The sequence below is a fragment of the Micromonospora sp. WMMC241 genome (assembly GCF_027460165.1).
Taxonomy (GTDB): domain Bacteria; phylum Actinomycetota; class Actinomycetes; order Mycobacteriales; family Micromonosporaceae; genus Micromonospora; species Micromonospora humi.
This window is the reverse complement of the sequence record NZ_JAPZBF010000001.1, coordinates 2,844,593-2,866,403: the sequence shown is the minus strand read 5'-3', so window position 1 is coordinate 2,866,403 and position 21,811 is coordinate 2,844,593. Positions and strand designations below refer to the sequence as shown.

The window sequence follows — 21,811 nt, the reverse complement described above, 5'->3', positions numbered from 1 at the left end:
TCAGCGGTCCGGGCTGTCCGCCGGGGCCATCAGCCGCAGCGCGTTCGGGTCCAGGCCGATGCGCACCGGTGTCTCGCCGTACGGCTCGCCGTCGACCTCGATGCGGGCCGGCCGGTCGGTCTCCAGCCAGAGCTGGCGGACGGCCAGGAACGGCTCGTCGCCGAGCGTGCGCCGGCGGCCGGCGGCGGCGTTGCGCGCCGTCTCGCGCAGCAGCCCGCGCCGGGTCGCCCCACCCACCGGGTACGCGACCAGCAGCCGGTCGTCGGCGTTGGCGTCGGCGGTGATCGGTCGCCCGGCGTGGAACCCGCCGTTGGCCACGTACACCTGGTGCGTGGTGAACGCGTGGTCCCGCCCCTCGGCGCGGACGGTCACCTCCAGCGGCCGGTGCCGGGCCAGCAGCCCGAGCGCGGTGAGCGGGTAGGCCAGCCGGCCCACGGCGCGCTTCAGTCGGGGCGGCGCGGTCAGCATGATGTCGGCGGACAGGCCGATCCCGACATGGTTGGTGAACCGGGTGTCGCCGATCAGGCCCAGGTCGACGTCGATCACCTTGCCGTCGGTGAGCACCGTGACCGCCGCGTCGAGGTCGAGCGGGACGCCGACGGTGCGGGCGAAGTTGTTCGTGGTGCCCAGCGGCAGCAGGCCCAGCGCGACGTCGCGGTGGGCGAGCAGCCGGGCCGCCGCCCCGATGGTGCCGTCGCCGCCGCCGGTGACCAGCAGGTCCGGCCCGAGGCCGACGGCCTCGGCCAGCGCCCGGTCCAGCTCGCCCGGCCGGTCCACCGGGTACGCGCCGAGCAGCGTGAACCCGGCCGCGCGCAGGCGCGAGTGGACGGTGTCGTAGAGCCGGCGCCCCCGGCGGGAGTGGGCGTTGACCACCAGCGCCGCCCGCCGTCGTTCCCGGATCGCCGCCGACAGCTCCTGCTTGGTCCGCACGGGTCCGACCTTATCCGGGGGGCGCCGTCGCCCCGTCGCGGGCGAGCTGGTCGAGGTGCGCGGCGAGCAGGTCGCGGAGTCGCTGCGGCGGCATCCGGTCGGGGTGCAGCAGCGCGTGCAGGGTGAGGCCGTCGAGCAGGGCGTGCAGGCGGGCGACCGCCGCGTCGTCGGCCGGTCGTTCGCCGGTGAGCAGCGCGACGGCGAGTTCGGCGGCCCGGCGTACGCCGTCGTCGGCCTCGGTCATCCGCTCCCGGGCGGCGGGGTCGACCTGCGCCCGGGCGGCGAGCAGCAGCCACACCTCGGCCTCCCGGACGCGCTGGCGGTCCAGCGGCAGCAGTTCCTCCAGCATTCCCTGGACGACGTGGCGGGCGGGGCCGGTGCGGTGGTCGGCGGTGAACCGCTGGGTCGCCTCGGCCATCACGTGTTCCATGGCGAAGACCAGCAGCTCGGTCTGGGTGGCGAAGTAGTGCCGCAGGGCGCTGGGCGACCAGCCGGCCTCGGCGGCGATGCTGCGCACCGTGGCCGCGCCGACGCCGTCGCGGTAGACCACCCGCCACATCGCCTCGGCCAGCTCGGCGCGGCGGGCGTCATGGTCGACGATCTTGGGCACGGGCCCCTCCGGCGGCTGGTGGTCGGCGGTTGCTAGGGTTGTTGTCGCACAGCGTACTAAAACGGGGAGGCCACATGCTCATCGGAGTCATCGTCGCGTGCGAGGTGGCGTTCTGGCTGTTCCTGGCCGCCGGCCTGGTCGCCCGGTATCCGCTGCGCCGCCCCCGCCTCGGCGCCGCCCTGCTGCTCGCCGTGCCCGCCGTCGACCTCGTCCTGCTGGCCGCCACCATCGTCGACCTGCGCGGCGGCGGCACCGCCACCTTCGCCCACGGCCTCGCCGCGGCGTACCTCGGCTTCTCGGTCGCGTTCGGGCACAGCATGGTGCGCTGGGCCGACGAGCGGTTCGCGCACCGGTTCGCCGGCGGACCGCCACCGCGCCGCGCGCCCCGCTACGGGTGGGCGAGGGCCCGGCACGAGTGGCGCGAGTGGGGCAAGGGCATGATCGGCTGGGCGGTCGCCTGCGCGGTGCTGCTCGGCGGCGTCGCCCTGGTCGGCGACGCCGAGCGGACCGAGGAGCTGTGGGCGTGGGCGGCCCGGCTCACCCTGGCCATGGCGGCCTGGCTGGTGTTCTGGCCGGTGGCCTACACCGTCTTCCCGAAACGGGCGCCGCGCGACGCCTGAGGCTCACCCCTTGCGGCCGGTGGTCGCGATGCCCTCGACGAAGTGCCGCTGCGCCAGGAAGAACAGCACGATCATCGGTACGGTGGCGATCACGCTGCCGGCGAGGACGATCTCCCACTGTTGCTCGCCGCCGTAGCCGAACCGGTCCAGGATCACCTTGAGCCCGCGCGGCAGCGTGTAGAGCTGCTCGTTGCGCAGATAGATCAGCGGTTTGACCAGGTCGGTCCAGCTGGCCTTGAACTCGAACACGAACGCCACCAGCAGGGCCGGGCGGACCAGCGGGAACGCCATCCGCCAGAACAGCTGCGGATAGCTCGCGCCGTCCACCCGGGCCGCCTCGAAGTACTCCCGGGGCAGCGAGAGGAAGAACTGGCGCAGCAGGAAGATGTAGAACGCCGAGCCGAACAGGTTGCCCGCCCAGAGCGGCACCTGGGTGTCCACCAGGCCGAGCCGGTTCCAGATCAGGTACGTCGGGATCATGGTGACCGCGAACGGCAGCATCATGGTGGCGAGCACCAGACCGAAGAGCAGGTTGCGGCCGGGGAACCGGAAGTACGCGAAGCCGAACGCGACCCAGGCGCTGGACAGCGTCGCCGTGGCGGCCGCCGCCACCCCGACCACCAGGCTGTTGAACAGCCAGGTGAGCAAGGGCATGGCCTGCCAAGCCTCGGCGTAGTTGTCCGGCGCGAAGGGCACGGGCAGGAAGCCGGGGGCGAACACGTACTCCCGGGGCCGCAGCGAGGCGCTGACCAGCCAGACGAACGGCAGCAGGAAGACCACCGCGGCGGCCACCAGGGCGAGCACGAACAGGATCCGCTGCCAGCGTGGCCGCCGGCCGTCGTCCGGCCGGTCCGCCCGACCGGGCACCGCCACCGGGGCGACGACCGTGCCGACACCCGCCGGCCGACTCGTCGTGGTCGTCACCGGTCCTCCCCCTCGTAGTAGACGAAGCGATTGCCGAGCTTCACCTGGACCAGCGTGATGCCCAGAATGATCAGGAAGAGCAGCCAGGCCATCGCCGAGGCGAAGCCCATGTGCAGGAACTGGAACGCCTCCCGGAACAGGTGGATCACGTAGAACGACGCGGCGTCGCTGTTGAACGAGCCGGCGGTCTGCCGGTTGCCGAAGTACATGGTGTAGACCTCGGTGAACATCTGCAGCGACGCGATGGTGTTGACGATCAGCGTGAAGAACAGCGACCCGGAGATCATCGGCAGCGTGACGTGCCGGAACCGGGCCCACGCGTCGGCGCCGTCGAGGTCGGCCGCCTCGTACAGGTCACGGGGCACGTTCTGCAGCGCCGCCAGGTAGATGATGACCGTGGAGCCGAGGCTCCAGAGGCTCATCAGCACGATGCCCGGCATCACCCAGCCCGGGTCGGTGGTCCAGCTCGGACCGTCGATGCCGACCAGGGCGAGACCACGGTTGATCAGGCCGTCCTGCGTGTTGAGCAGCAACAGGAACAGGATGCCGACCGCCACGGCCGGGGTCATCACCGGCAGGTAGAACACGGTACGGAAGAAGCCCTGGAGCCGGCCGACCCGCTTGAGCAGCAGCGCCAGCCCGAGCGAGAGCGCCATCACCAGCGGCACGTGCAGCGCCGCGTAGTAGACGGTGTTGCCGAGGCTGCGCGCCACCTGCGGATCCGACACGAGCTGCCGGTAGTTGTCCAGCCCGGAGAAGCGCGGCGCGTTGATCACGTCGTACTCGGTGAAGCTCAGCCAGAGGCTGGCGACCATCGGCCCGGCGGTGAACGCCAGGAAACCGACGATCCACGGCGCCAGGAACAGGTACGCCCAGCGGGCCTCCCGCCGGGCCAGCGGCGTGCGACGCCGCCGGCCCGGTACGGCGGGGGTGACGGTGGTGGCCATCCGCGACCTAGCCCGCGGCCTTGTCGAGTGCGGCGGTCGCCTCCTGCTGTGCTCGGGCGAGCGCCTGGGCGGGCTGCTCCTGGCCGGCGAGCACCCGGTTGACCGCGTCGGTCCAGGCCTTGTCGAACTCGGCACCGGCGGGCGAGGCGGGCATGGCGAACGCGACGTCCTGCGCCTGGCGTACGGCCGCGACCGCGTCGTCGAAGCGCTTGTCGCCGGTCGGCTGGTACACCTCGTCGAAGATCTTCTTGTCGGCGGCGGTGTTGCCGGTCCAGAGGCCGGTGAAGGGCAGCTTGTCGGCCTTGCGGGCGTCGGCGCGCACCCGGGCGGCGGCGAGCCAGGTGTCGGTGGCGGTCATCTGCTTGACGAACGCGCAGGCCGCCTTCGGGTTCTTCGCCCCCTTGGTGAGCACCCAGGCCTGGCCGGAGGACATGCTCAGCGGCTTGCCCTGCCGGTCCACGAACGGCTTCACCACCAGTTCCGCCTTCGGGCTGTTCTTCGCCGCCTGGTTGAGGAACCACTCCTCCATCGGCCAGGCGACCATCTGGTTCTTGGCCAGCGGGTTCTGCGCGCCGAAGAAGTCGAACGTGTCGCGGAACGACTTGAACTTCCCCCAGCCGCCCTGGTCCTGGACCAGCTTGAGGCCGGTGGTGAGCGCCTCGACCACCTTCGGGTCGGTGAGGTTCGGCTTCGTGCCGTCGGCGGAGATCATCTCGGCGCCGTTGGCCTTCGCCCACATCGGCAGGAACTCGGGGATCTTCGGGTCGATGCCGATGCGGCTGAGCCGGCCGCCGGAGACGGTGGCGAGCTTGGCGTTCAACTCCGGCAGCCCGGCCCAGTCGGCCAGGTTGACGTCGTCCGCGGTCAGGCCGGCCTTCTTGAGCAGCCCCTCGTTCAGGTAGAGCACGCGGACCTGGGAGAACTCGGGGATCCCGTAGACCGTGCCGTCGAGCGTCACCTGGTCCTTCGCGGACTGGCGGAACTGTCCCATGTCGATCCCCTGCTCGTCGACGCAGTCGGTGAGCGGCTGGATCGAACCGCGCTTGGCGTACGTGCCGATCAGCTTGCGGTCCAGGTACACCAGGTCCGGCGGGTTGCCCGAGGCAACCGCCGACAGGAACTGCTGCTCGTCGAAGGCGCCCTCGGTGATCTGCAGCCGGACGTCGGGGTGGTCCCGCTTGAACGCGTCCACCCGGGTCGTGGCGATCTCGTCGGACAGGCTGAGGCCCATGGTGCTGAGCGCGCCGCTGCCCTTGGCGCCACCGCCGTCGGAGTCACCTCCCCCGCCGACGCCGCCGCAGCCGCTGATCGCCAGGGCCAGCACCCCGACCAACGCGGTCGCCCGCAGTTTCCGTGACATCGCCACCTCCCGTGGTCGCGCCGGCTACTCTGCCCGCGCGACCTGCACTTCTCCGAGAAGCGGACTCTCAAACCGGTTGATGCACATCGTTTACCGAACACCGGCGTGGGCCATCGGTGTCCCTGACCGGTCCACCGCGACGGCGACCAGCAACAACCCGGTCAGCACGCCGAGCGCCGCCGCCGGGGGCAACACCACGCCGACCGGCGCCAGCAGGACGACCGCACCGGTGACGGCGGTTCGGGCCGGCCCGACCGGCTGCCCGGTGAGCCGGCGGAACACCAGCCGCCCGGTCAGGTAGACCGCCGCGCCGCCGAACAGCGCCCCGGCGGCCCAGCCGTCCAACCTCGCCCCCGGTTCCGCGCCGGCGACGTGCGCCAGCACCTGCTCGACACCGATCGCCAGGTAGATGACGCCGGCGACCAGCATCAGGTGGGTCTGGCTGTAGGCGTCCGCGGCCATCCGGTCCCGCCGCGCCGGCGCCGCCGCGCCGAGCGCTCGGGCCGCCGCCGCCGCGGTGCGGTGGAAGTAGAGCCACCAGAGGCAGACCGTGGCGGTGAACCCGACCAGCGCCACGCCCAGGACCGGCGGCGACGTCACCGCCGAGCCGGCGCCCACCCCGGCCGCGACCACCGACTCCCCCAACGCGATGATCAGGACCAGGTGGTGCCGCTCGGCGAAGTGCGTCGGGCTGCGCAGCGGCCAACTGCCCCGGCGGGCGTACGCCAGGCGTTGGCCGACCACCTCCACCAGAAAGGCCAGCACCCACAGCGCGGCGTGCCCGGCGCCCCCGAGCAGCGCGCCGATCAGCAACGCCACCCAGCCCACGACGCTGACCAGCGCGAAGAAGCGGATCCGCGCGCGCAGCGGCGCGTCGTCCCCGGCCGCCCAGTGGGACAGCGCCAGGTGCACCACGCGCAGCAGCACGTAGCCGAGCGCGACCAGCAAGGGCCCGTCCAGCCCCGGCCCCGGCGTCCAGGACCGCGGCATGACCAGCGCGACCACGAACAACGCCGCCATCGCGACCAGGAATCCGCCGCGCACCACCCCCACGTCGGCCCGTGTCTGGTTGCCCAACCAGGTGTACGACGACCAGGCGACCCAGAGCAGCACGAGCAGGAGCAGTCCGCGGGCCATCCCGGCCGGCGTCGGATGCCGCCCGACCAGTGCCATGATCCGGGTGAGCGCGAAGACGAAGACCAGGTCGAAGAAGATCTCGAACGGCGTGACCCGGCGGTCCCGCGCCGCCGGCCGGGGAGGACGCGGCCACGGCGGGCGCCGTCGCCCCCGGTCGTCTCCCACGCTCCGCCCTCCGCCGCCGCACCGCCCCCGCCGACGGTAGGCGGCAGCGGCCGGGCCGGTCGGGCGATTCGACCGATCAGACCGGACAGGGGCCGGTCAGTCGCCGGCGTCCGCCGGCCAGGCGACCCGGACCAACGCCGGCAGCACGTCGCCCGCACGACCGCGCAGGTTGACCGCGCAGACCGCGTCCAGCGGCGTAGGCTCCGGATTCACCTGCACCACCGGCGCGCCGAGGCGGGCCGCCACCAGCGGAATCTCGGCGGCCGGGTGGACCAGCGCCGAAGTGCCGACAGTGAGCAGCAGGTCGCAGCGGGACGCCGCCTCGGCCGCCGCCCCCAGCGCCTCCTCCGGCAGCGCCTCACCGAACCACACCACGCCCGGCCGGACCGGGGCGGCGCAGCGCACGCAGGCCGGCGGGTCGAGCGGCCCCTCCGGCGGCGGCGCGTCGTCGGGCACCGGCGCCGGGTGGGCGCAGGCCGAGCAGCGGGGCGCGAACAGGCTGCCGTGCAGCCGCACCGCGCCGGGAACGCCACCCCGCTCGTGCAGGTCGTCGACGTTCTGCGTGATCACGACGGTGCCGGGAAGCCGGGCCTGGATCGCGGCCACCGCCCGGTGTCCCGGGTTCGGCTCGGCCCGGCGCACCCCGTGCCGCCGGCCCTCGTACCAGCCCCAGACCAGGGCCGGGTCGGCGTGGAACGCGGCCGGGGTGGCCAACCGGCTCGGGTCGTACCGCTGCCAGAGGCCGGTCCGGGCGTCCCGGAACGTCGGCACGCCGCTCTCGGCCGACATCCCGGCGCCGGTGAACACCACCGGTCGGGTCGCGGCGGCGAGCAGCCGGCCCGCCTCCGCCAGGGCCTCGGCGGTCACCCGCCCACCGTCAACCGGACGTCCACCCGGTCGCCCAGCTCGATCCCCTCCGCCCGGCGCGCCGCGACCCGCAGCGGCACCACGTAGCGCCCGTCCTTCGGCCACAGCGACGTCCGCCAACCGGTGTCGCCGATCCGGACGCGCACCGGGACCATGCCCCAGCCGTAGGTGACCGAGGCCGCCGCGGCCTCCAGCGCCGCGCACTGCTCGTCGGGCACGGTGACGAAGTGGTAGGGCGCCGGCCCACGCCAGAACCACACCTCGCCGCTGAACGCCAGCTCCATCGGATCAGGATAGGCGCGGGCCGGCCGCCCTCGAGGGCGTGGCGGGCCGGTGGCGAGGTAGGGCCAGACCCACCTGGCAATCGGGGTCTGGACGGCTGGGCCGGCCACCGGCCGGCTGGCTAGCGTCAGGTCATGACTCAGCCGTCACACCTGGCCGGGGCGTTGCGCCGCCGCCGCTACCCGCTCTCCGCCTGGCCCTGGCGCGCCCTGGCGTACGCCGCGACCACAGTGCCGGTGGCCGGCGCCTTGGCGGTCGGGTGGTCCGTGGTCGCCGCGCCGCTGCTGCTCGTGGTGAGCGCGCTGCGGCGGGGCCGGCCGGTCGACGTGCCGGTGCTGGCCGTGCTCGCCGTACTGGCGCTGGCCGCGCTCGCCGTCGCCCCGCTGGTCAGCGCGCCGGTGGCGGCGGTCGAGCGGTGGCGACTCGGCCTGGTCGACGACCGGCCGCTGCCCGGGCCGCTGCGGCGCGGCGCGGCCGCCCGCTGGACCAGCGCCGCCGCCTGGCGGGAGGTCGCGTACGCGGCCTGGGTGGCCACCGCGGTGCCGCTGGCCTACGGGACGTTCGGCCTGCTGGTGCTGCTCGACGTCGCGCTGGTCGCCGGTCCGTGGCTGACCGGCCGGGGGGAATGGATCGTGCTGGTCTGGACCACCGTGGACTCCCCCGCCGCGGCCGTCCCGTACGCCGTCGCCGGCGTGCTCGCCGCGCCGGTGCTCGTCTACCTGGCCGGTCTGCTGGTCGCCGGCCAGGCGGCGGTGGCCCGGTGGCTGCTCGACGGCGCGCCCGACGCCGCGGCGTTGCGCGAGGTGACCCGGTCCCGGGCCCGCCTGATGGGCGCCTACGAGGCGGAACGCCGCCGGATCGAGCGGGACGTGCACGACGGGGCGCAGCCGCGCCTGACCAGCCTCACCCTCCAGCTCGGGCTGGCCCGCCTCGACGTGCCGGACGACTCGCCGGCCGCACGGCCGCTCGACGCGGCGCACGAGCAGGCGAAGGAGCTGATGGTGACGCTGCGCGGCATCGTCCAGGGCATCCGCCCCCGACAGCTCACCGAGCTGGGGCTGGCCGGCGCGGTCGACGACCTGGCCGCCCGGTCGGTGGTCCCGGTCACCGTGCGGGCGGAGCTGTCCCGCCCGACGCCGGAGCTGGTCGAGACCACCGCCTGGTACGTGGTCTCCGAGGCGCTGGGCAACGTGGCCCGGCACGCCGGGGCGACCCGGGCCGAGGTGCGGTTGACCCGCGCCGACCGCGGGCTGGTGGTGGAGGTCGAGGACGACGGCCGCGGTGGCGCCGACCCGGCGCGGGGCACCGGCCTGACCGGGTTGGCCGACCGGGTGGCCGCGGTGGACGGCAGGTTGCTGCTGGCCAGTCCACCCGGCGGGCCTACCCTCGTGCGGGTGGAGCTGCCGTGCCGTCCGTGACCCGGGTCGTCCTCGCCGAGGACGAGGTCCTCCTCCGCGAGGGCCTGGTGGGCCTGCTGACCCGGTTCGGTTTCGCGGTGGCCGCCGCCGTCGGTTCCGCCCCGGCGCTGCTGGACGCCGCCCGCACCCACCGGCCCGACCTGGTGGTGACCGACATCCGGATGCCGCCGGAGCACCGCGACGACGGCCTGCGCGCGGCGGTCACGCTGCGCGCGGAGCGGCCGGACCTCGCCGTGGTGGTGCTGAGCCAGCACGTGCAGAGCGGGTACGCGGCGGCGCTGCTGGACAGCGGCGACGGCCGACGGGTCGGCTACCTGCTCAAGGACCGGGTCGCCGACGTCGCCGAGTTCGCCGACACGCTGCGCCGGGTGGCCGCCGGCGGCACCGCCGTCGACCCGGACGTGGTGCGGCACCTGCTGCGCCGTCCGCGCGATCCGCTCGACGCGCTCTCCCGGCGCGAGCGGGAGGTGCTCGGGCTGGTCGCCGAGGGGCACTCCAACGGCGCGATCGCGGCCCGGCTGCACGTCACCGAGGCCGCGGTCGGCAAGCACGTCGGCAACATCCTGGCCAAGCTGGACCTGCCGCCGGACGACGACACCAACCGCCGGGTCCTGGCCGTGCTCGCCTACCTGCGCGCCGGTACCTGACACCGCGCCGCCCAGGCGTGAGGATGAGAGCATGCCTGTCGCCGACCCCACGCCCGAGCCGGGCCCGGAGCACCGCTATCTGCTCGACAACGCGCGGTTGGAGGCGGGCGAGCGGTTCACCTGGCTCGCCGAGCTGTTCGACGGGGTCACGCGGGGACACGTCGACCGGCTCGGGCTGCGGGCGGGCTGGCGCTGCTGGGAGGTCGGCGCGGGCGGCCCCGGCATCCCCGAGGCGCTCGCCGCGGCCGTCGGCCCGACCGGTCACGTGCTGGCCACGGACATCGATCCGGCCTGGCTGGACCCGCACGGCGGGTACGAGGTGCGCCGCCACGACGTCGTCCGGGACCCGCCGCCGCAGCCCGGCACGTTCGACCTGGTGCACGCGCGGCTCGTGCTCGTCCACGTGCCCGACCGGGCCCGCGCGGTGGCGACGATGGTGGCGGCGTTGCGGCCCGGCGGGTGGCTGCTGGTGGAGGACGCCGACACCGAGCTGCAACCGCTGGCCTGCCTCGACGAGGTCGGCCCGGCGCAGCGGCGCGCCAACCGGCTGCGGCGCGCCGTCCGGGAGTTGATGACCCGCCGCGGCGCCGACCTGCGCTTCGGCCGGACGTTGCCGCGGGCGCTGCGGGCGGCGGGCCTGGTGGACGTCGCGGCGACCGGCTGCTTCCCGGTCGGCGGGGTGGCCTGCGACCGGTTGGAGGCCGCGACGGTGCGCATGGTCCGCGCCGAGTTGCTGGCCGCCGGGCTGACCGACGACGACGAGATCGACGCCCACCTGGCGGCCGTCGACGCCGGCGAGCTCGACCTCACCCTCGCGCCGCTGATCTCGGCGTGGGGACGCCGCCCAGGCTGAACCGACGCGTCCCCCGTGCCGCCGGGCCCCGCGTCGCGGTGGGCCCGGGCCGGCTCACAGGCTCATCGGCGCCGGGTCGGCGGCCAGCGCCCGGAACCGCTCGCGCGGCTCGGGCACCAGCCGCCGGGCCGTCAGGTCCAGCAGGCCGCCCACGCCGGTCACCGAGGCGACCGGGCTCCCGTCCGGGCGGGTGAAGTCCTGCACGATCTGGAACGTCCTGCCCTCGCCCCACCGGAACTCGCAGGTGACGTCGACCTCGTCGCCGCCGCGCAGCTCCCGCAGGTAGCGCACGGTCACCTCCAGGGCGACCGGCCCGACGCCCGCGGCGAGCAACCGGTCCTGGGCGATCCCGGCGGCGCGCAGGCACTCCCAGCGGGCGTGCTCGGCGTACTGGAGGTAGACCGCCTGGTTGAGGTGCCCCTGGGTGTCGAGCTCGTAGCCGCGCACGGTGACGCGCACCCGGAATGGATCTGCCATGCCGGCAGACTAGCCAGCGTCCTGCGGCGCGCGGGTCTCGACGAGCGTGCCGTCGGCCAGCCGCAACCACCGGTCCACGCCGATCGCGGTGAGGAACCGCGGGTCGTGGCTGACCACGAGCATCGCCCCCCGGTAGCCGCCGAGCGCGCTCTCCAACTGCGCGACGCTGTCCAGGTCGAGGTTGTTGGTGGGCTCGTCGAGCAGCAGCAGCTGCGGTGCCGGCGAGGCGTTCAGCACGCAGGCCAGGGTGGCCCGCAGCAGCTCGCCGCCGGAGAGCACCCGCACCGGCAGGTGCACCCGGTCGCCGCGGAACAGGAACCGGGCCAGCAGGTTCATCCGCTCGGCGTCGGCGAGCGCGGGCGCGAACACGGCCAGGTTCTCGGCGACCGTACGCGCCGGGTCGAGCAGGTCGAGCCGCTGCGACAGGTACGCCACCCGGCCCTCGACCCGGGTGGCGGTGCCGGCGACCGGCGCCTGGTCGCCGCTGACCAGGCGCAGCAGCGTGGACTTGCCGGCGCCGTTGCCGCCGGTGAGCGCGATCCGCTCCGGCCCGCGGACGGTCAGGTCGATGCCGTCGCCGGCGAACACCGGCCGGCCGCCGTACTCGGCGCGCAGCCGCTCGCCGGCGAAGACGGTCCGGCCGGCGGGCACGGTGGTGTCGGGCAGGTCGATGACGATCCGGTCGTCCTGGCGGGCCGCCCGGCTGGCCTGGTCCAGGCGGGCCTGCGCGTCGCCGACGCGCGCGGTGTGCGTCTCGGCGGCGCGCCCGGCGGAGACCTGGGCGTCCCGCTTCAGGCCACCGGCGACGATCCGGGCCAGCCCGGCGTCGGGCAGGTTGCGCGCGGCGGTGGAGGCCCGGCGGGCGGCACGTTCCCGGGCCTGCTGCAACTCGCGTTTCTGCCGCTTCAGGTCCTGCTCGGCGCTGCGGACCTGGCGTTCGGCGACCTCGCGCTCGGCGCGCACGGCCTGCTCGTAGGCGGTGTAGTTGCCGCCGTACCAGCGGATCTCGCCGGATTCCAGCGACGCGATGCGGTCCATCTCGTCGAGCAGCGACCGGTCGTGGCTGACCACCACCAGGCAGCCGGTCCAGCCGCGCAGCACGGCGGTGAGCCGCTCCCGGGCCACCTCGTCGAGGTTGTTCGTCGGCTCGTCGAGCAGCAGCACGTCCGGGCGGCGCAGCAGCTGCGCGGCCAGGCCCAGGGAGATCACCTGGCCCCCGCTGAGCGTGCCCAGGCGGCGGTCCAGCGCCAGCTCGCCCAGCCCCAGCCGGTCCAGCTCGGCGTGGGTGCGCTCCTCCACGTCCCAGTCGTCGCCGACGGCGGTGAAGTGCTCCTCGCGGGCGTCACCGGCCTCGATGGCGTGCAGCGCGGCGATGGCCCGGTCGACGCCGAGGACCTGCGCGACGCTCTGGTCGACGGCGAAGGGCAGATGCTGGGGCAGGTAGCCGAGGACACCGTGGACGGTGACCGTGCCGGCGGCCGGGCGCAGCTCGCCGGCGATCAGCCGCAGCAGCGTGGTCTTGCCGGTGCCGTTGGGAGCCACCAGACCGGTGCGGCCGGCGGGCACGGAGAAGGACAGGTCGGTGAAGACCGGAGTGTCGTCCGGCCAGGAGAAGGTGAGCGCGGAGCTGACGACGAAGGCGTCGGACATGATCGACCTCGAGAAGGGAAGCGCCGGGGCGCGACGTGGCGCCCGGCGGTGGCAGGGGACGACGAAGGGGGCCGCGGCGACGGCGCGGGGTGTGCGCGTCGGCGGCCGTCCGGGCTCTCACCCGGAGATGTCGTCGTCACCTGCCATGATCACTCCGATTCTCGGGGACCGCTCCACCCTAGCTCACCGGCGGGAAATCGGCGTGCGGGTCGGACCGGGAGTGCCTAGTGTGCCGGTCGTGGACCTGAAGATCATGACCTTGGCCGAGCGCCCCGACCTGGCGCCGCGACTCGACGCCGACTTCGCCGGCGCCTGGCCGGAGTTCATGCTCTGGGACCCGATGGGCGCGGTCTACTACGGCGTCGCCGACGACCTCTACCCCGAGTTCGTCTTCGCCGCCGTCGACCCGGCCGAGCCGGGTCGCGTCGTCGCGCGGGCCTACGCGGTGCCGCTGCGCTGGACGGAGGACGAGCTGCCCGACGGCGGCTGGGACCGGGTCATCCAGCGGGCCACGCTCGGCCGGCTCACCGGTTCCACCCCCAACCTGGTCTCGGCCCTGGAGATCTGCGTCCGCCCGGACCGCCGCGGCGGCGGGGTGTCCGCGCTGATGCTGGACGCGATGCGCACGGCCGTCGCCGCGCGGGGCTTCGACACGCTGGTGGCGCCGGTGCGCCCGAACGGCAAGGCCGCGCTCCCGGACGTGCCGATGGCCGAGTACGCCGCCCGCCGGCGCCCGGACGGCCTGCCCGAGGACCCGTGGCTGCGGGTGCACGTCCGGGCCGGCGGCGTCGTCGAGCGGGTGGCGCCCCGGTCGATGGCGGTCACCGGCACGCTCGACGACTGGCGACGCTGGACCGGGCTGCCGTTCGACACCGACGGACCGGTGCACGTGCCCGGCGCGCTGGCGCCGGTGCTGGTCGACGTGGCCCACGACCACGCCGCCTACGTCGAGCCCAACGTGTGGGTGCGGCACCGGCTCTGAACGGCCGGAGCGCGCTCAGGCCGGCCAGGCGTGCCCGATCCCGTCGAGCAGCAGCACCACCCCGTCGGTGGCCGCCTCCCGGTCGCGGGACATCTCCCGGTATTCCGGCGAGGTGGACCAGCGCTCGAAGTCCTCCCGGCTGTCGAAGGACAGCAGGACCACCTTGTCGTGCGGCCACTCGCCGGACACCACCCGCGGTGCGGTGTCCGCCGCGAGCAGGCGACCGCCGTGCCGGGCGAGCACCGGCAGGAAGGCGGCGACGTACCTGTCGTAGCGCGCCCGGTCGTGGACGGTGAGCTGCGCGAGGGCGTAGACGGTCACCGCGCCAGGCTAGCGACCGTCGGGCGAGCGCGGCGTCCCCCGTTCCGCCGGTGCCGGCGGTGGTCCGGGGTAATCCGGGCGGCACGCGTCCGGCCTGCGGATACTGGGGGAAGGAACGGCGCGGAACCGGACCCGCCGGGGAGGTGCACGATGACCGGACGGCAGGGCCGGGTGGCACCGGGGGCGGACGGCGGGCCGGGGACCGGTCCGCGGCGCCGCCACACCGGGGTGCCCGGCGCGGTGTGGCAGGTCGAGGTCCGCACCCGGCTCGACGAGCTGCACCAGCAGCTCGACTCCCTGGGTCCCGGCGATCCGCCGTTGGCCGCGGCGTTGCGCGAACGACTGGCCGGGGTCGAGCCGGTGCTCGGCCGCGCCGGGGTGCTCGGCTGGCTGCGCGGCGGCGACGTCGAGTACGCCTGGCAGACGCTGCACGCCGTCGAGCGGGCCATGGTGGGGCTGCGGCCGGTGGCGGAGATCGTGGGGTTCCTGCCCGCGTACCGGGACGCGGCGGCGCGGTTCCTGCGGGCCGACGACAAGGTGGTCACCGACATCGACCCGGCGGCGGACGCGGCGACACCGGCGCTGCTGCGGGCCAAGGTGCAGGCGTTGCTGCTGCGCTACCACTGCGCGTCGGACGAGTTCCACGAGGCGGTACGCCGGCTGCGCAACCGGATGCTGGGCCTGTCGGTGTCCGCCCTGGTGGCGGAGGCGCTGCTGGTGCTGGTGCAGTGGCGCAACCCCGACGTGCCGTTGGTCCGGGTGCCCGCCGACGCCGTCGGCGTCCCGCCGTGGCGGCTGCTGCTGGTCGTCCTGCTCGCCGGCGCGCTCGGGGCGTTCGTCAGCGCGCTGCCCTCGATGATCACGTCACAGTCCGCCGGGCTGCCCTACCGGCTGCCGTTCCAGCAGGGGCTGCTGAAGCTGGCGGTCGGCCCGCTGGTCGCGGTGGTCGGCATCATGCTGGTCGTCGGTGGCCTGGCGAACACCACCGTGAACAGCACCGCCGCCCTGCTGGGCCTGGCCATCGTGTTCGGCGCCGGTCAGCAGGCGGTCACCGCGTTCGCCGACCGGCGGGCGGCCGACCTGCTGGCGCCGGTGACCCGGGGGCGGGGCGCCCGACCTGGGTAGCCTGGACGCATGATCTTCATTACCGCCAAGTTCCGGGTCCGGCCCTCCGACGCCGACCGGTGGCCGCAGATCGCCGCCGACTTCACCACGGCGACCCGGGCCGAGCCCGGCTGCCTGTGGTTCGACTGGTCCCGCAGCCTGGACGACCCGACCGAGTACGTGCTGGTCGAGGCGTTCCGCGACGACGAGGCCGGCGCGGCGCACGTGCAGTCGGCGCACTTCCGCGAGGCGCAGCGCACGCTGCCGCCGCACCTGGCCGAGACGCCCCGGATCGTCAACGCGACGGTGCCGCAGGAGGACTGGTCGCTCCTCGGTGAGATGGCCGTGCCCGGCGACGCCTGACGCCGGTCACGGGATGGTCAGGCCGTACGCGGCGAGGATCTCCAGGATCGGCTGGTAGTAGCTGGTGCCGCCGCTGGCGCAGTTGCCGCTGCCGCCGGAGAGCAGGCCGAGGACGGTGCCGGTCGCGGCCACGTAGAGCGGGCCGCCGCTGTCCCCCGGCTCGGCGCAGATGTTGGTCCGGATCAGCCCGGTGACGCTGCCCTCGGCGTAGTTGACTGTCTGGTTCAGCCCGGTGACCAGTCCGCACCGCACGCCGGTGGTGGCCCCGCTGCGGCAGACCGCCTGCCCCACGTACGCGTTGCCGGCGCCGGAGATCGTCACCTGGCCCGGCCAGGTGTACACCGCGCTGGGGTGGGCGACCGTGCCGGTGTAGCGGACCACCCCGTAGTCGTTGCCGGGGAAGCTGCTGCCGGTCCGGGTGCCCAGCACGCTGGTGCGGGCGCTGTCGGCGTACCAGGTGGCGCCGAGGCTCGTGCAGTGTCCGGCGGTGACGAAGTACCAGGTGCTGCCGCTGCGCGCGTTCGCGCCGAGCGAGCATCGGCCACCGCCGCCGTAGATGGCCTGGCCGCCGGCGATCAGTGTGCGCAGCCGGCCGGGCTCGTGCCGCAGCACCGCCCCGGACCGGTCGGCGGCCCGGCGCACCGCGGCCAGTTCGGCCCCGCGCACGGTGTCGTCGACGGTGACGGTGAGGCGGCCGGTGGCCGGGTCGTGGCCCCAGGCGGTGCCGGCGGCGCGCACCTCGGCGAGCGACGCCGGGGTGGCCGGCCGGGGCGCGCCGGCCCGGGCCGCGGCCGGGGTGACGGCGAGCAGCGCGGCGAGCGCGAGGACGACGAGCGACGGTCGGCGCATCAGGACTCCTCCATCGTCGATAATCGATGTAATGCCAGCATCGACCCACGGTCGCCCCCGTTCAAGCGCCGGCGGCGGTCCGGTGGCGGACAGCGTGTCGGCCCGACGGGCCCGGGTCCCGAAACTTTCGGGGCCGGTGCACCGGGGCGACCCCGGCGCGTCCACCGCCCACGGCCGGCACGTTCCCGTCTCCGGGCGTCGCAGGCGGCGGGCGAATCGAAGCATCGAGAACGTTAAGTTTTCGGAACGCTTCCGGTAGGCTCCTGACAGATTCGCTTCGATCACTCCACGGTGACGGGGAGTCACTCCCCACCCGCGCGGCCTCCGGGCGGCCGCGTCCGAGCCGACACCGTGGCGGGCGGTGGTCGAGGTGGACCGTCCCATTGGTCAGGCTAGGAGAGGCTTCAGATGGACAAGGTGTTCGCCCGCACCAGTCAGCGCGCGGCGGCCCGGCCGCGCCCCCGCGCCACGGTGGTGTCGATGCTCGCCGGGGCCGCGGCGGTCGCCGCGACGGTAGCGGTCGCGACCAGCGCCAGCGCCGGCACGACGCTCGGCGCGTCGGCGGCGGAGCAGGGTCGCTACTTCGGCACCGCGGTGGCCGCGAACAAGCTGTCGGACAGCACGTACGTCGGCATCCTGAACCGCGAGTTCAACATGGTCACGCCCGAGAACGAGATGAAGTGGGACGCCACCGAACCGTCCCAGAACCAGTTCAACTACAGCAGTTCCGACCGGATCGTCGCGCACGCCCAGGCCAACGGCATGCGGGTCCGCGGGCACGCGCTGGCCTGGCACTCCCAGCAGCCGGGCTGGGCGCAGAACATGTCCGGCACCGCGCTGCGCAACGCCATGATCAACCACATCACCCAGGTCGCCACCCACTTCAAGGGCAAGATCCACTCCTGGGACGTGGTCAACGAGGCGTTCGACGACGGCAACGGCGGCCGCCGCGACTCGAACCTCCAGCGCACCGGCAACGACTGGATCGAGGTCGCCTTCCGCACCGCCCGCGCCGCCGACCCCGGCGCCAAGCTCTGCTACAACGACTACAACACCGACAACTGGACCTGGGCCAAGACGCAGGGCGTCTACAACATGGTCAAGGACTTCAAGGCCCGAGGCGTGCCGATCGACTGCGTCGGCTTCCAGTCGCACTTCAACAACGGCTCGCCGTACCCGAGCAACTACCGCACCACGTTGCAGAACTTCGCCGACCTCGGCGTCGACGTGCAGATCACCGAGCTCGACATCGAGGGCTCCGGCAGCGCCCAGGCCACCACCTACGGCAACGTCGTCAAGGACTGCCTGGCCGTGGCGCGGTGCAACGGCATCACCGTCTGGGGCATCCGGGACAGCGACTCCTGGCGGGCCAGCGGCACGCCGCTGCTCTTCGACGGCAGCGGCAACAAGAAGGCGGCGTACACCTCGACGCTCAACGCGCTGAACGCCGGCGGCACCACGCCGCCGACCAGCACCCCGCCCACCACCACGCCGCCCACCAGCACCCCGCCCACCAGCACGCCGCCGACCAGCACCCCGCCGTCGACTCCCCCGCCGGCCGGCGCCTGCACCGCGACGCTCTCCACCAACCAGTGGCAGGGCGGCTTCGTCACCAACGTCCGGGTCACCGCCGGTGGCAGCGCGCTCAACGGCTGGTCGGTGTCGCTGACGCTGCCGTCCGGCTCGTCGGTCACCAACGCGTGGAGCGCGCAGACCAGCGGCTCCACCGGTCCGGTGACGTTCCGCAACGTCGACTACAACCGCCAGGTCCCCGCCGGTGGCAACACCGAGTTCGGCTTCCAGGGCACCGGCACCGCCCCCTCCGGCACCGTGAGCTGCACGGCCGGCTGATCCCCTCCCGTGGCCCGGCGCGGCACCCCGCCGCGCCGGGCCACGGCTCAGTCCTCCAGCTCGGGGCCGAGCAGCCGGATCTCCTCGATGTCCGTGGCCGCCTGGAGCTCGCGCAGCACCGCGTCGTCGATCTGGTTGGTGTTACGCAGCCGGGTGACCGCCTGACGCTTACGGTCCAGCATCTCGAGTTGCAGCCGGCGGGCCAGCTCCCGCTCCCGGTCCGCCTCCTCGCCGCGCGGATTGCGTACCTCATCGAGGTGGTCCTGGTAGCCGGCGCGGAGCCGGTCCACGGTGTCCGGCGCGACGCCCAGGTCGGCGGCGGCCGACGGCAACGCCTCCAGCACCGCCTCGGTGGCCCGGATCCGCGCCCGGCGCACCTCGTCGTCGCGCTCCCGGTCGCCGGTCAGGCCGGCCCAGCTGACGACGGCGGGCAGGGTGGTGCCCTGCACCACCATGATCAGCACGATCACCACCACGGTGACGAAGATGATCAGATCGCGCTCGTGCACCCGGGTGCCGTCGTGCATGGTGACCGGCACGGCCAGCGCCGCGGCGAGCGAGACCGCACCACGGAACCCGGCCCAGCCGGCGGCGGTACGCATCCGAGCGTCGAAGTGCGCCGACCGCCGTGACTGCCGCCGGTCGACCCGCTGCAACGCCGACACGGACAGGTGCACCCAGCCCAGCCGGGTCGCGACCACGACCAGCGCGACCAACACCGCGATGCCGAACGACGCGGCCGGCGAATGGCTGGTGATGCTGCGCAGCGAGCTCGGGACCTGCATGCCCAGCAGCACGAACAGGCTGCCGTTGATCATGAAGGTGGACAGGTCCCAGAACGCGTAGGCGGTGACCCGGGAGCGGGCCCGGATCACCCGCGGGCCCGCGTACGACAGCAGCAGGCCGGAGACGACCACCGCGAGCACCCCGCTGGCGTGCGCCGCGTCGGCGAGCAGGAACGCCACGAACGGGGTCAGGATGCTCAGCCCGCCCTCCCGTAACGCGTCGTCGACGTGCTTGCGGATCAGCACCACCACCCCGCCGACGAGCAAGCCGGCGGCCACCCCGCCCAGCGACTTGCCGACGAACTGACCGGTGAGCGAGAACGCGCCGGGCACCTTCCCGCCCGCGATCACGCCGGCCGCCACCGCGAACAACACCAGCGCCGTACCGTCGTTGACCAGGCTCTCGGCGCGCAGCGTGGTGAGGATGCCACGCGGCATCCGCTTGGCCAGGCCGGCGACGGCGGCGGCGTCGGTGGGCGCCAGGACCGCGCCGAGCACCCAGGCGGCGGCCGGTTCCACGCCGAGGGCCTGAGCCACGTACGCGACGGCGACCATCGTGATGATCACCAACGCGACGGCCAGCAGCACGATCACCGCGAGGTTGGCGCGGATCTCGCGGAGGCTGATCACCAGGCTCTCCCGGTAGAGGATCGCCGGGAGGAACAGCACCAGCACCACCTCGGGTTCGAGGACCACGTTCTCGAACGGCGGCAGCAGGCCGAGCAGCGCGCCCATCGAGATGAGCAGCACCGGCGGCGCGACGCTGTACCGGCCCCCGATGGTGGTGCCGATGAGCACCGTGGCGCCGAGCACCGTGATCAGCACGAGTGCGCTCACGCCATACCCCCGTCACCGTCCGCCGGGTCCACCGTGCCGCACGGCACGATCGGGTGGGGCGGAACGGCCCGATCGTTACTCGAAGCGGGACGGGTCGCCGACGCCCCGGCGCAGGATCTCCGGCTCGTCGCCGGAGAGGTCGACCACGGTGGTGGGTTCCAGCCCGCAGTCGCCGGCGTCGACCACGGCGTCGACCTGATGGTCGAGGCGTTCCTTGATCTCCCAGCCCTGGGTCATCGGCTCCGGCTCGTCGGGCAGCAGCAGCGTGCTGGAGAGCAGCGGCTCGCCCAGCTCGGCGAGCAGCGCCTGGGTGACGGTGTGCTTCGGCACGCGCGCACCCACCACCCGCCGGCGCGGGTCCTGGAGCCGCCGGGGCACCTCGGAGGTGGCCGGGAGCAGGAACGTGTAGCTGCCCGGGATGACGGCCTTTACCTGCCGGAACACCGAGTTGCTGAGCTTGACGAACTGGCCGAGCTGGGCGAAGTCGGCGCAGACCAGCGTGAACGGGTGCCGCTCGTCGAGCCGGCGGATGTCCCGGATCCGCTCCACGCCGGCCCGGTTGTCGAGCCGGCAGCCGAGGGCGTAGCAGGAGTCGGTCGGGTAGACGATCACCCCGTCGGACCGCAACAGGTCCACCACCTGCCGGATGACCCGCGGTTGGGGATTGTCCGGATGCAGGTCGTAGTACCTCGCCACGCCGGCCAGCCTATGCCCGTTCCCGATCACCCGCAGGTTTGGCGGGCGCCGGTTCCGGAAACAGGTCAGGGCCGTTTTCAGCACAGGGGGGACCGACCATGTCCGCATCCACCACCGACCGCGTCGCCGACCGTCCCGCGGAGGTGACCGACCCACTGCTGTGGGACCTGTCCGCCGCGGTGGCCGACACGCACCAGCCCGACGCGCAGCGGGCCTGCGCCAGCCCGAGTTGCGCCGGCGTCGCCTGGCCGTGCCCCGCGTGGAACGCGGCCCAGGCGGGCCTGACCATCGCCCGCGCCGGCTCACCCGGCACACGGACCGGAGCCACCGGCCCTCGGACCGCCGTCACACCGGCCGGGACCGCCGCCACCTGGGTCGGCTCACCCGTCGCCCGAGCCGGCTCCCGCGCGACCGACCCGACGGCTCCCGGCGTCGCCACCGACTCCTCGGCAAGCGGCGGCCCCACCGACCCGGGCCGCCCCACTGCCGACACCCACCTCACCGCCACCGCAGCCTGAACCCACCCCACCCCACCCCACCCCGGCCCGGCCCGGCCCGGCTCGGCTCGGCCCGTCGATCTTGGAGTTGTGGCTGTTGTCAAAAGGCGCAGTCCCGACTATCCGGGTGCCATAACTCCAAGATCGGCGAGGCGGGGTGGGTTCGGGCGGCCGAAGGAAGGTTGACCAAGGGGTTCGTGTCGTCGGGCGGCCTCGGTGCCGACGCCAACTCCTTGATCGACAGCGTGCGGGACGGGGTGACGCCGGCCGGGCCGGACATCCAGGCCGTGCCCGCCGCGCGGCCAACGGCATGGCTCGAACGCCATGATTGCCGGCGCGGGAGGGCTCCCGTTCACGCCGTTCCACCGCGAGCCACCAGCGGGCCGCGACGGGAACGCCACGCGCCCCGGCTCCACACCAGACCCTCCACACCGTTCCACCCGGGCGGCCGACCGGCAGTGCCGGAAACGCCATGCGCACCAACCCAGGCGCCGCACGTCCACGCCCTTCCAGGCCCGCAGCCACAGGCCCGCATCCCGCGTCGATCATAAAGTTGGCGGCATTTTCGATCTTCCCGACCTCCGCCAACTTCATGATCGACGGCAGGGGCAGGCTCAGGGTGGGACGGGGACGGCGTGC

Annotated in this window: 23 protein-coding genes; 9 read left to right on the top strand and 14 right to left on the bottom strand. The window is 74.1% G+C overall.

Annotation, left to right across the window (positions count from 1 at the left end):
• Together O7598_RS13275 and O7598_RS13270 are read right to left on the bottom strand one after the other, a co-directional pair.
• On the bottom strand, window positions 1-930 hold the full coding sequence (locus tag O7598_RS13275; protein WP_269691646.1) for a diacylglycerol/lipid kinase family protein: 930 nt from the start codon (window positions 928-930) through the stop codon (window positions 1-3).
• A 10-nt stretch (window positions 931-940) separates the two neighbouring features.
• Window positions 941-1,540 (bottom strand): TetR/AcrR family transcriptional regulator, encoded by a 600-nt coding sequence (locus tag O7598_RS13270; RefSeq protein ID WP_269691645.1) that lies wholly within the window; start codon window positions 1,538-1,540, stop codon window positions 941-943.
• Window positions 1,541-1,614: 74 nt separating this feature from the next.
• Between O7598_RS13270 and O7598_RS13265 the strand changes: the two genes are divergently transcribed.
• Window positions 1,615-2,160 (top strand): hypothetical protein, encoded by a 546-nt coding sequence (locus tag O7598_RS13265; RefSeq protein ID WP_091056409.1) that lies wholly within the window; start codon window positions 1,615-1,617, stop codon window positions 2,158-2,160.
• Window positions 2,161-2,163: 3 nt separating this feature from the next.
• Here O7598_RS13265 and O7598_RS13260 read toward each other — a convergent pair whose 3' ends face one another.
• From O7598_RS13260 to O7598_RS13235, 6 genes are all read right to left on the bottom strand, one after another.
• Complete coding sequence (locus tag O7598_RS13260; protein ID WP_269691644.1) at window positions 2,164-3,084, bottom strand: carbohydrate ABC transporter permease; 921 nt, start codon at window positions 3,082-3,084, stop codon at window positions 2,164-2,166.
• Window positions 3,081-4,031 carry a carbohydrate ABC transporter permease gene (locus tag O7598_RS13255; RefSeq protein WP_269691643.1) on the bottom strand — a complete coding sequence of 317 codons (951 nt, stop codon included), beginning with the start codon at window positions 4,029-4,031 and terminating at the stop codon, window positions 3,081-3,083. Before O7598_RS13255 ends, O7598_RS13260 begins: the two co-directional genes overlap by 4 nt.
• A gap of 7 nt (window positions 4,032-4,038) precedes the next feature.
• Window positions 4,039-5,391: an extracellular solute-binding protein gene (locus O7598_RS13250; RefSeq protein ID WP_269691642.1), complete on the bottom strand. Its 1,353-nt coding sequence runs from the start codon at window positions 5,389-5,391 to the stop codon at window positions 4,039-4,041.
• Window positions 5,392-5,481: 90 nt separating this feature from the next.
• Window positions 5,482-6,693, bottom strand: coding sequence for a low temperature requirement protein A (locus O7598_RS13245; RefSeq protein WP_269691641.1), 1,212 nt, complete (start codon window positions 6,691-6,693; stop codon window positions 5,482-5,484).
• Window positions 6,694-6,789: 96 nt separating this feature from the next.
• Window positions 6,790-7,560 carry an SIR2 family NAD-dependent protein deacylase gene (locus O7598_RS13240; RefSeq protein ID WP_269691640.1) on the bottom strand — a complete coding sequence of 257 codons (771 nt, stop codon included), beginning with the start codon at window positions 7,558-7,560 and terminating at the stop codon, window positions 6,790-6,792.
• The gene (locus tag O7598_RS13235) at window positions 7,557-7,844 is read right to left on the bottom strand and encodes a DUF1905 domain-containing protein (RefSeq protein ID WP_269691639.1); all 288 of its coding nucleotides are present in this window, start codon (window positions 7,842-7,844) and stop codon (window positions 7,557-7,559) included. The genes O7598_RS13240 and O7598_RS13235 overlap by 4 nt, the downstream gene beginning before the upstream one ends.
• 132 nt (window positions 7,845-7,976) lie before the next feature.
• Here O7598_RS13235 and O7598_RS13230 point away from each other — a divergent pair, with 132 nt between their 5' ends.
• From O7598_RS13230 to O7598_RS13220, 3 genes are read left to right on the top strand one after another with little or no spacing between them, the layout of a single operon-like run.
• Window positions 7,977-9,260: a sensor histidine kinase gene (locus O7598_RS13230; protein WP_269691638.1), complete on the top strand. Its 1,284-nt coding sequence runs from the start codon at window positions 7,977-7,979 to the stop codon at window positions 9,258-9,260.
• The gene (locus O7598_RS13225) at window positions 9,248-9,907 is read left to right on the top strand and encodes a response regulator transcription factor (RefSeq protein ID WP_269691637.1); all 660 of its coding nucleotides are present in this window, start codon (window positions 9,248-9,250) and stop codon (window positions 9,905-9,907) included. The genes O7598_RS13230 and O7598_RS13225 overlap by 13 nt, the downstream gene beginning before the upstream one ends.
• 31 nt (window positions 9,908-9,938) lie before the next feature.
• Complete coding sequence (locus O7598_RS13220; RefSeq protein ID WP_269691636.1) at window positions 9,939-10,760, top strand: methyltransferase domain-containing protein; 822 nt, start codon at window positions 9,939-9,941, stop codon at window positions 10,758-10,760.
• Window positions 10,761-10,814: 54 nt separating this feature from the next.
• Here O7598_RS13220 and O7598_RS13215 read toward each other — a convergent pair whose 3' ends face one another.
• A complete protein-coding gene (locus O7598_RS13215) occupies window positions 10,815-11,237 on the bottom strand; it encodes an acyl-CoA thioesterase (protein WP_269691635.1) in 423 nt (140 codons plus the stop codon).
• 9 nt (window positions 11,238-11,246) lie between these two features.
• A complete protein-coding gene (locus tag O7598_RS13210) occupies window positions 11,247-12,887 on the bottom strand; it encodes an ABC-F family ATP-binding cassette domain-containing protein (protein ID WP_269691634.1) in 1,641 nt (546 codons plus the stop codon).
• A gap of 238 nt (window positions 12,888-13,125) precedes the next feature.
• On the opposite strand from O7598_RS13210, the gene O7598_RS13205 reads away from it, so the two are divergent.
• Window positions 13,126-13,869 carry an N-acetyltransferase gene (locus O7598_RS13205; RefSeq protein ID WP_269691633.1) on the top strand — a complete coding sequence of 248 codons (744 nt, stop codon included), beginning with the start codon at window positions 13,126-13,128 and terminating at the stop codon, window positions 13,867-13,869.
• 15 nt (window positions 13,870-13,884) lie between these two features.
• On the opposite strand, the gene O7598_RS13200 is transcribed toward O7598_RS13205, so the two are convergent.
• A complete protein-coding gene (locus tag O7598_RS13200; RefSeq protein ID WP_269691631.1) occupies window positions 13,885-14,190 on the bottom strand; it encodes a DUF1330 domain-containing protein in 306 nt (101 codons plus the stop codon).
• Window positions 14,191-14,340: 150 nt separating this feature from the next.
• Here O7598_RS13200 and O7598_RS13195 point away from each other — a divergent pair, with 150 nt between their 5' ends.
• Together O7598_RS13195 and O7598_RS13190 are read left to right on the top strand one after the other, a co-directional pair.
• A complete protein-coding gene (locus tag O7598_RS13195) occupies window positions 14,341-15,315 on the top strand; it encodes a hypothetical protein (RefSeq protein ID WP_269691629.1) in 975 nt (324 codons plus the stop codon).
• Between the two features lie 9 nt (window positions 15,316-15,324).
• Window positions 15,325-15,657 carry a putative quinol monooxygenase gene (locus tag O7598_RS13190; protein WP_269691628.1) on the top strand — a complete coding sequence of 111 codons (333 nt, stop codon included), beginning with the start codon at window positions 15,325-15,327 and terminating at the stop codon, window positions 15,655-15,657.
• 6 nt (window positions 15,658-15,663) lie between these two features.
• Here the strand turns inward: O7598_RS13190 and O7598_RS13185 are convergent, their stop codons facing one another.
• Window positions 15,664-16,506, bottom strand: coding sequence for a S1 family peptidase (locus O7598_RS13185; RefSeq protein WP_269691627.1), 843 nt, complete (start codon window positions 16,504-16,506; stop codon window positions 15,664-15,666).
• Window positions 16,507-16,914: 408 nt separating this feature from the next.
• Between O7598_RS13185 and O7598_RS13180 the strand changes: the two genes are divergently transcribed.
• Complete coding sequence (locus O7598_RS13180) at window positions 16,915-18,357, top strand: endo-1,4-beta-xylanase (protein WP_269691626.1); 1,443 nt, start codon at window positions 16,915-16,917, stop codon at window positions 18,355-18,357.
• Between the two features lie 47 nt (window positions 18,358-18,404).
• On the opposite strand, the gene O7598_RS13175 is transcribed toward O7598_RS13180, so the two are convergent.
• Window positions 18,405-19,979: a Na+/H+ antiporter gene (locus O7598_RS13175; RefSeq protein ID WP_269691625.1), complete on the bottom strand. Its 1,575-nt coding sequence runs from the start codon at window positions 19,977-19,979 to the stop codon at window positions 18,405-18,407.
• A gap of 75 nt (window positions 19,980-20,054) precedes the next feature.
• On the bottom strand, window positions 20,055-20,675 hold the full coding sequence (locus tag O7598_RS13170) for an L-threonylcarbamoyladenylate synthase (RefSeq protein WP_269691624.1): 621 nt from the start codon (window positions 20,673-20,675) through the stop codon (window positions 20,055-20,057).
• A 98-nt stretch (window positions 20,676-20,773) separates the two neighbouring features.
• Here O7598_RS13170 and O7598_RS13165 point away from each other — a divergent pair, with 98 nt between their 5' ends.
• The gene (locus O7598_RS13165) at window positions 20,774-21,193 is read left to right on the top strand and encodes a hypothetical protein (RefSeq protein WP_269691622.1); all 420 of its coding nucleotides are present in this window, start codon (window positions 20,774-20,776) and stop codon (window positions 21,191-21,193) included.
• Window positions 21,194-21,811 lie beyond the last annotated feature (618 nt).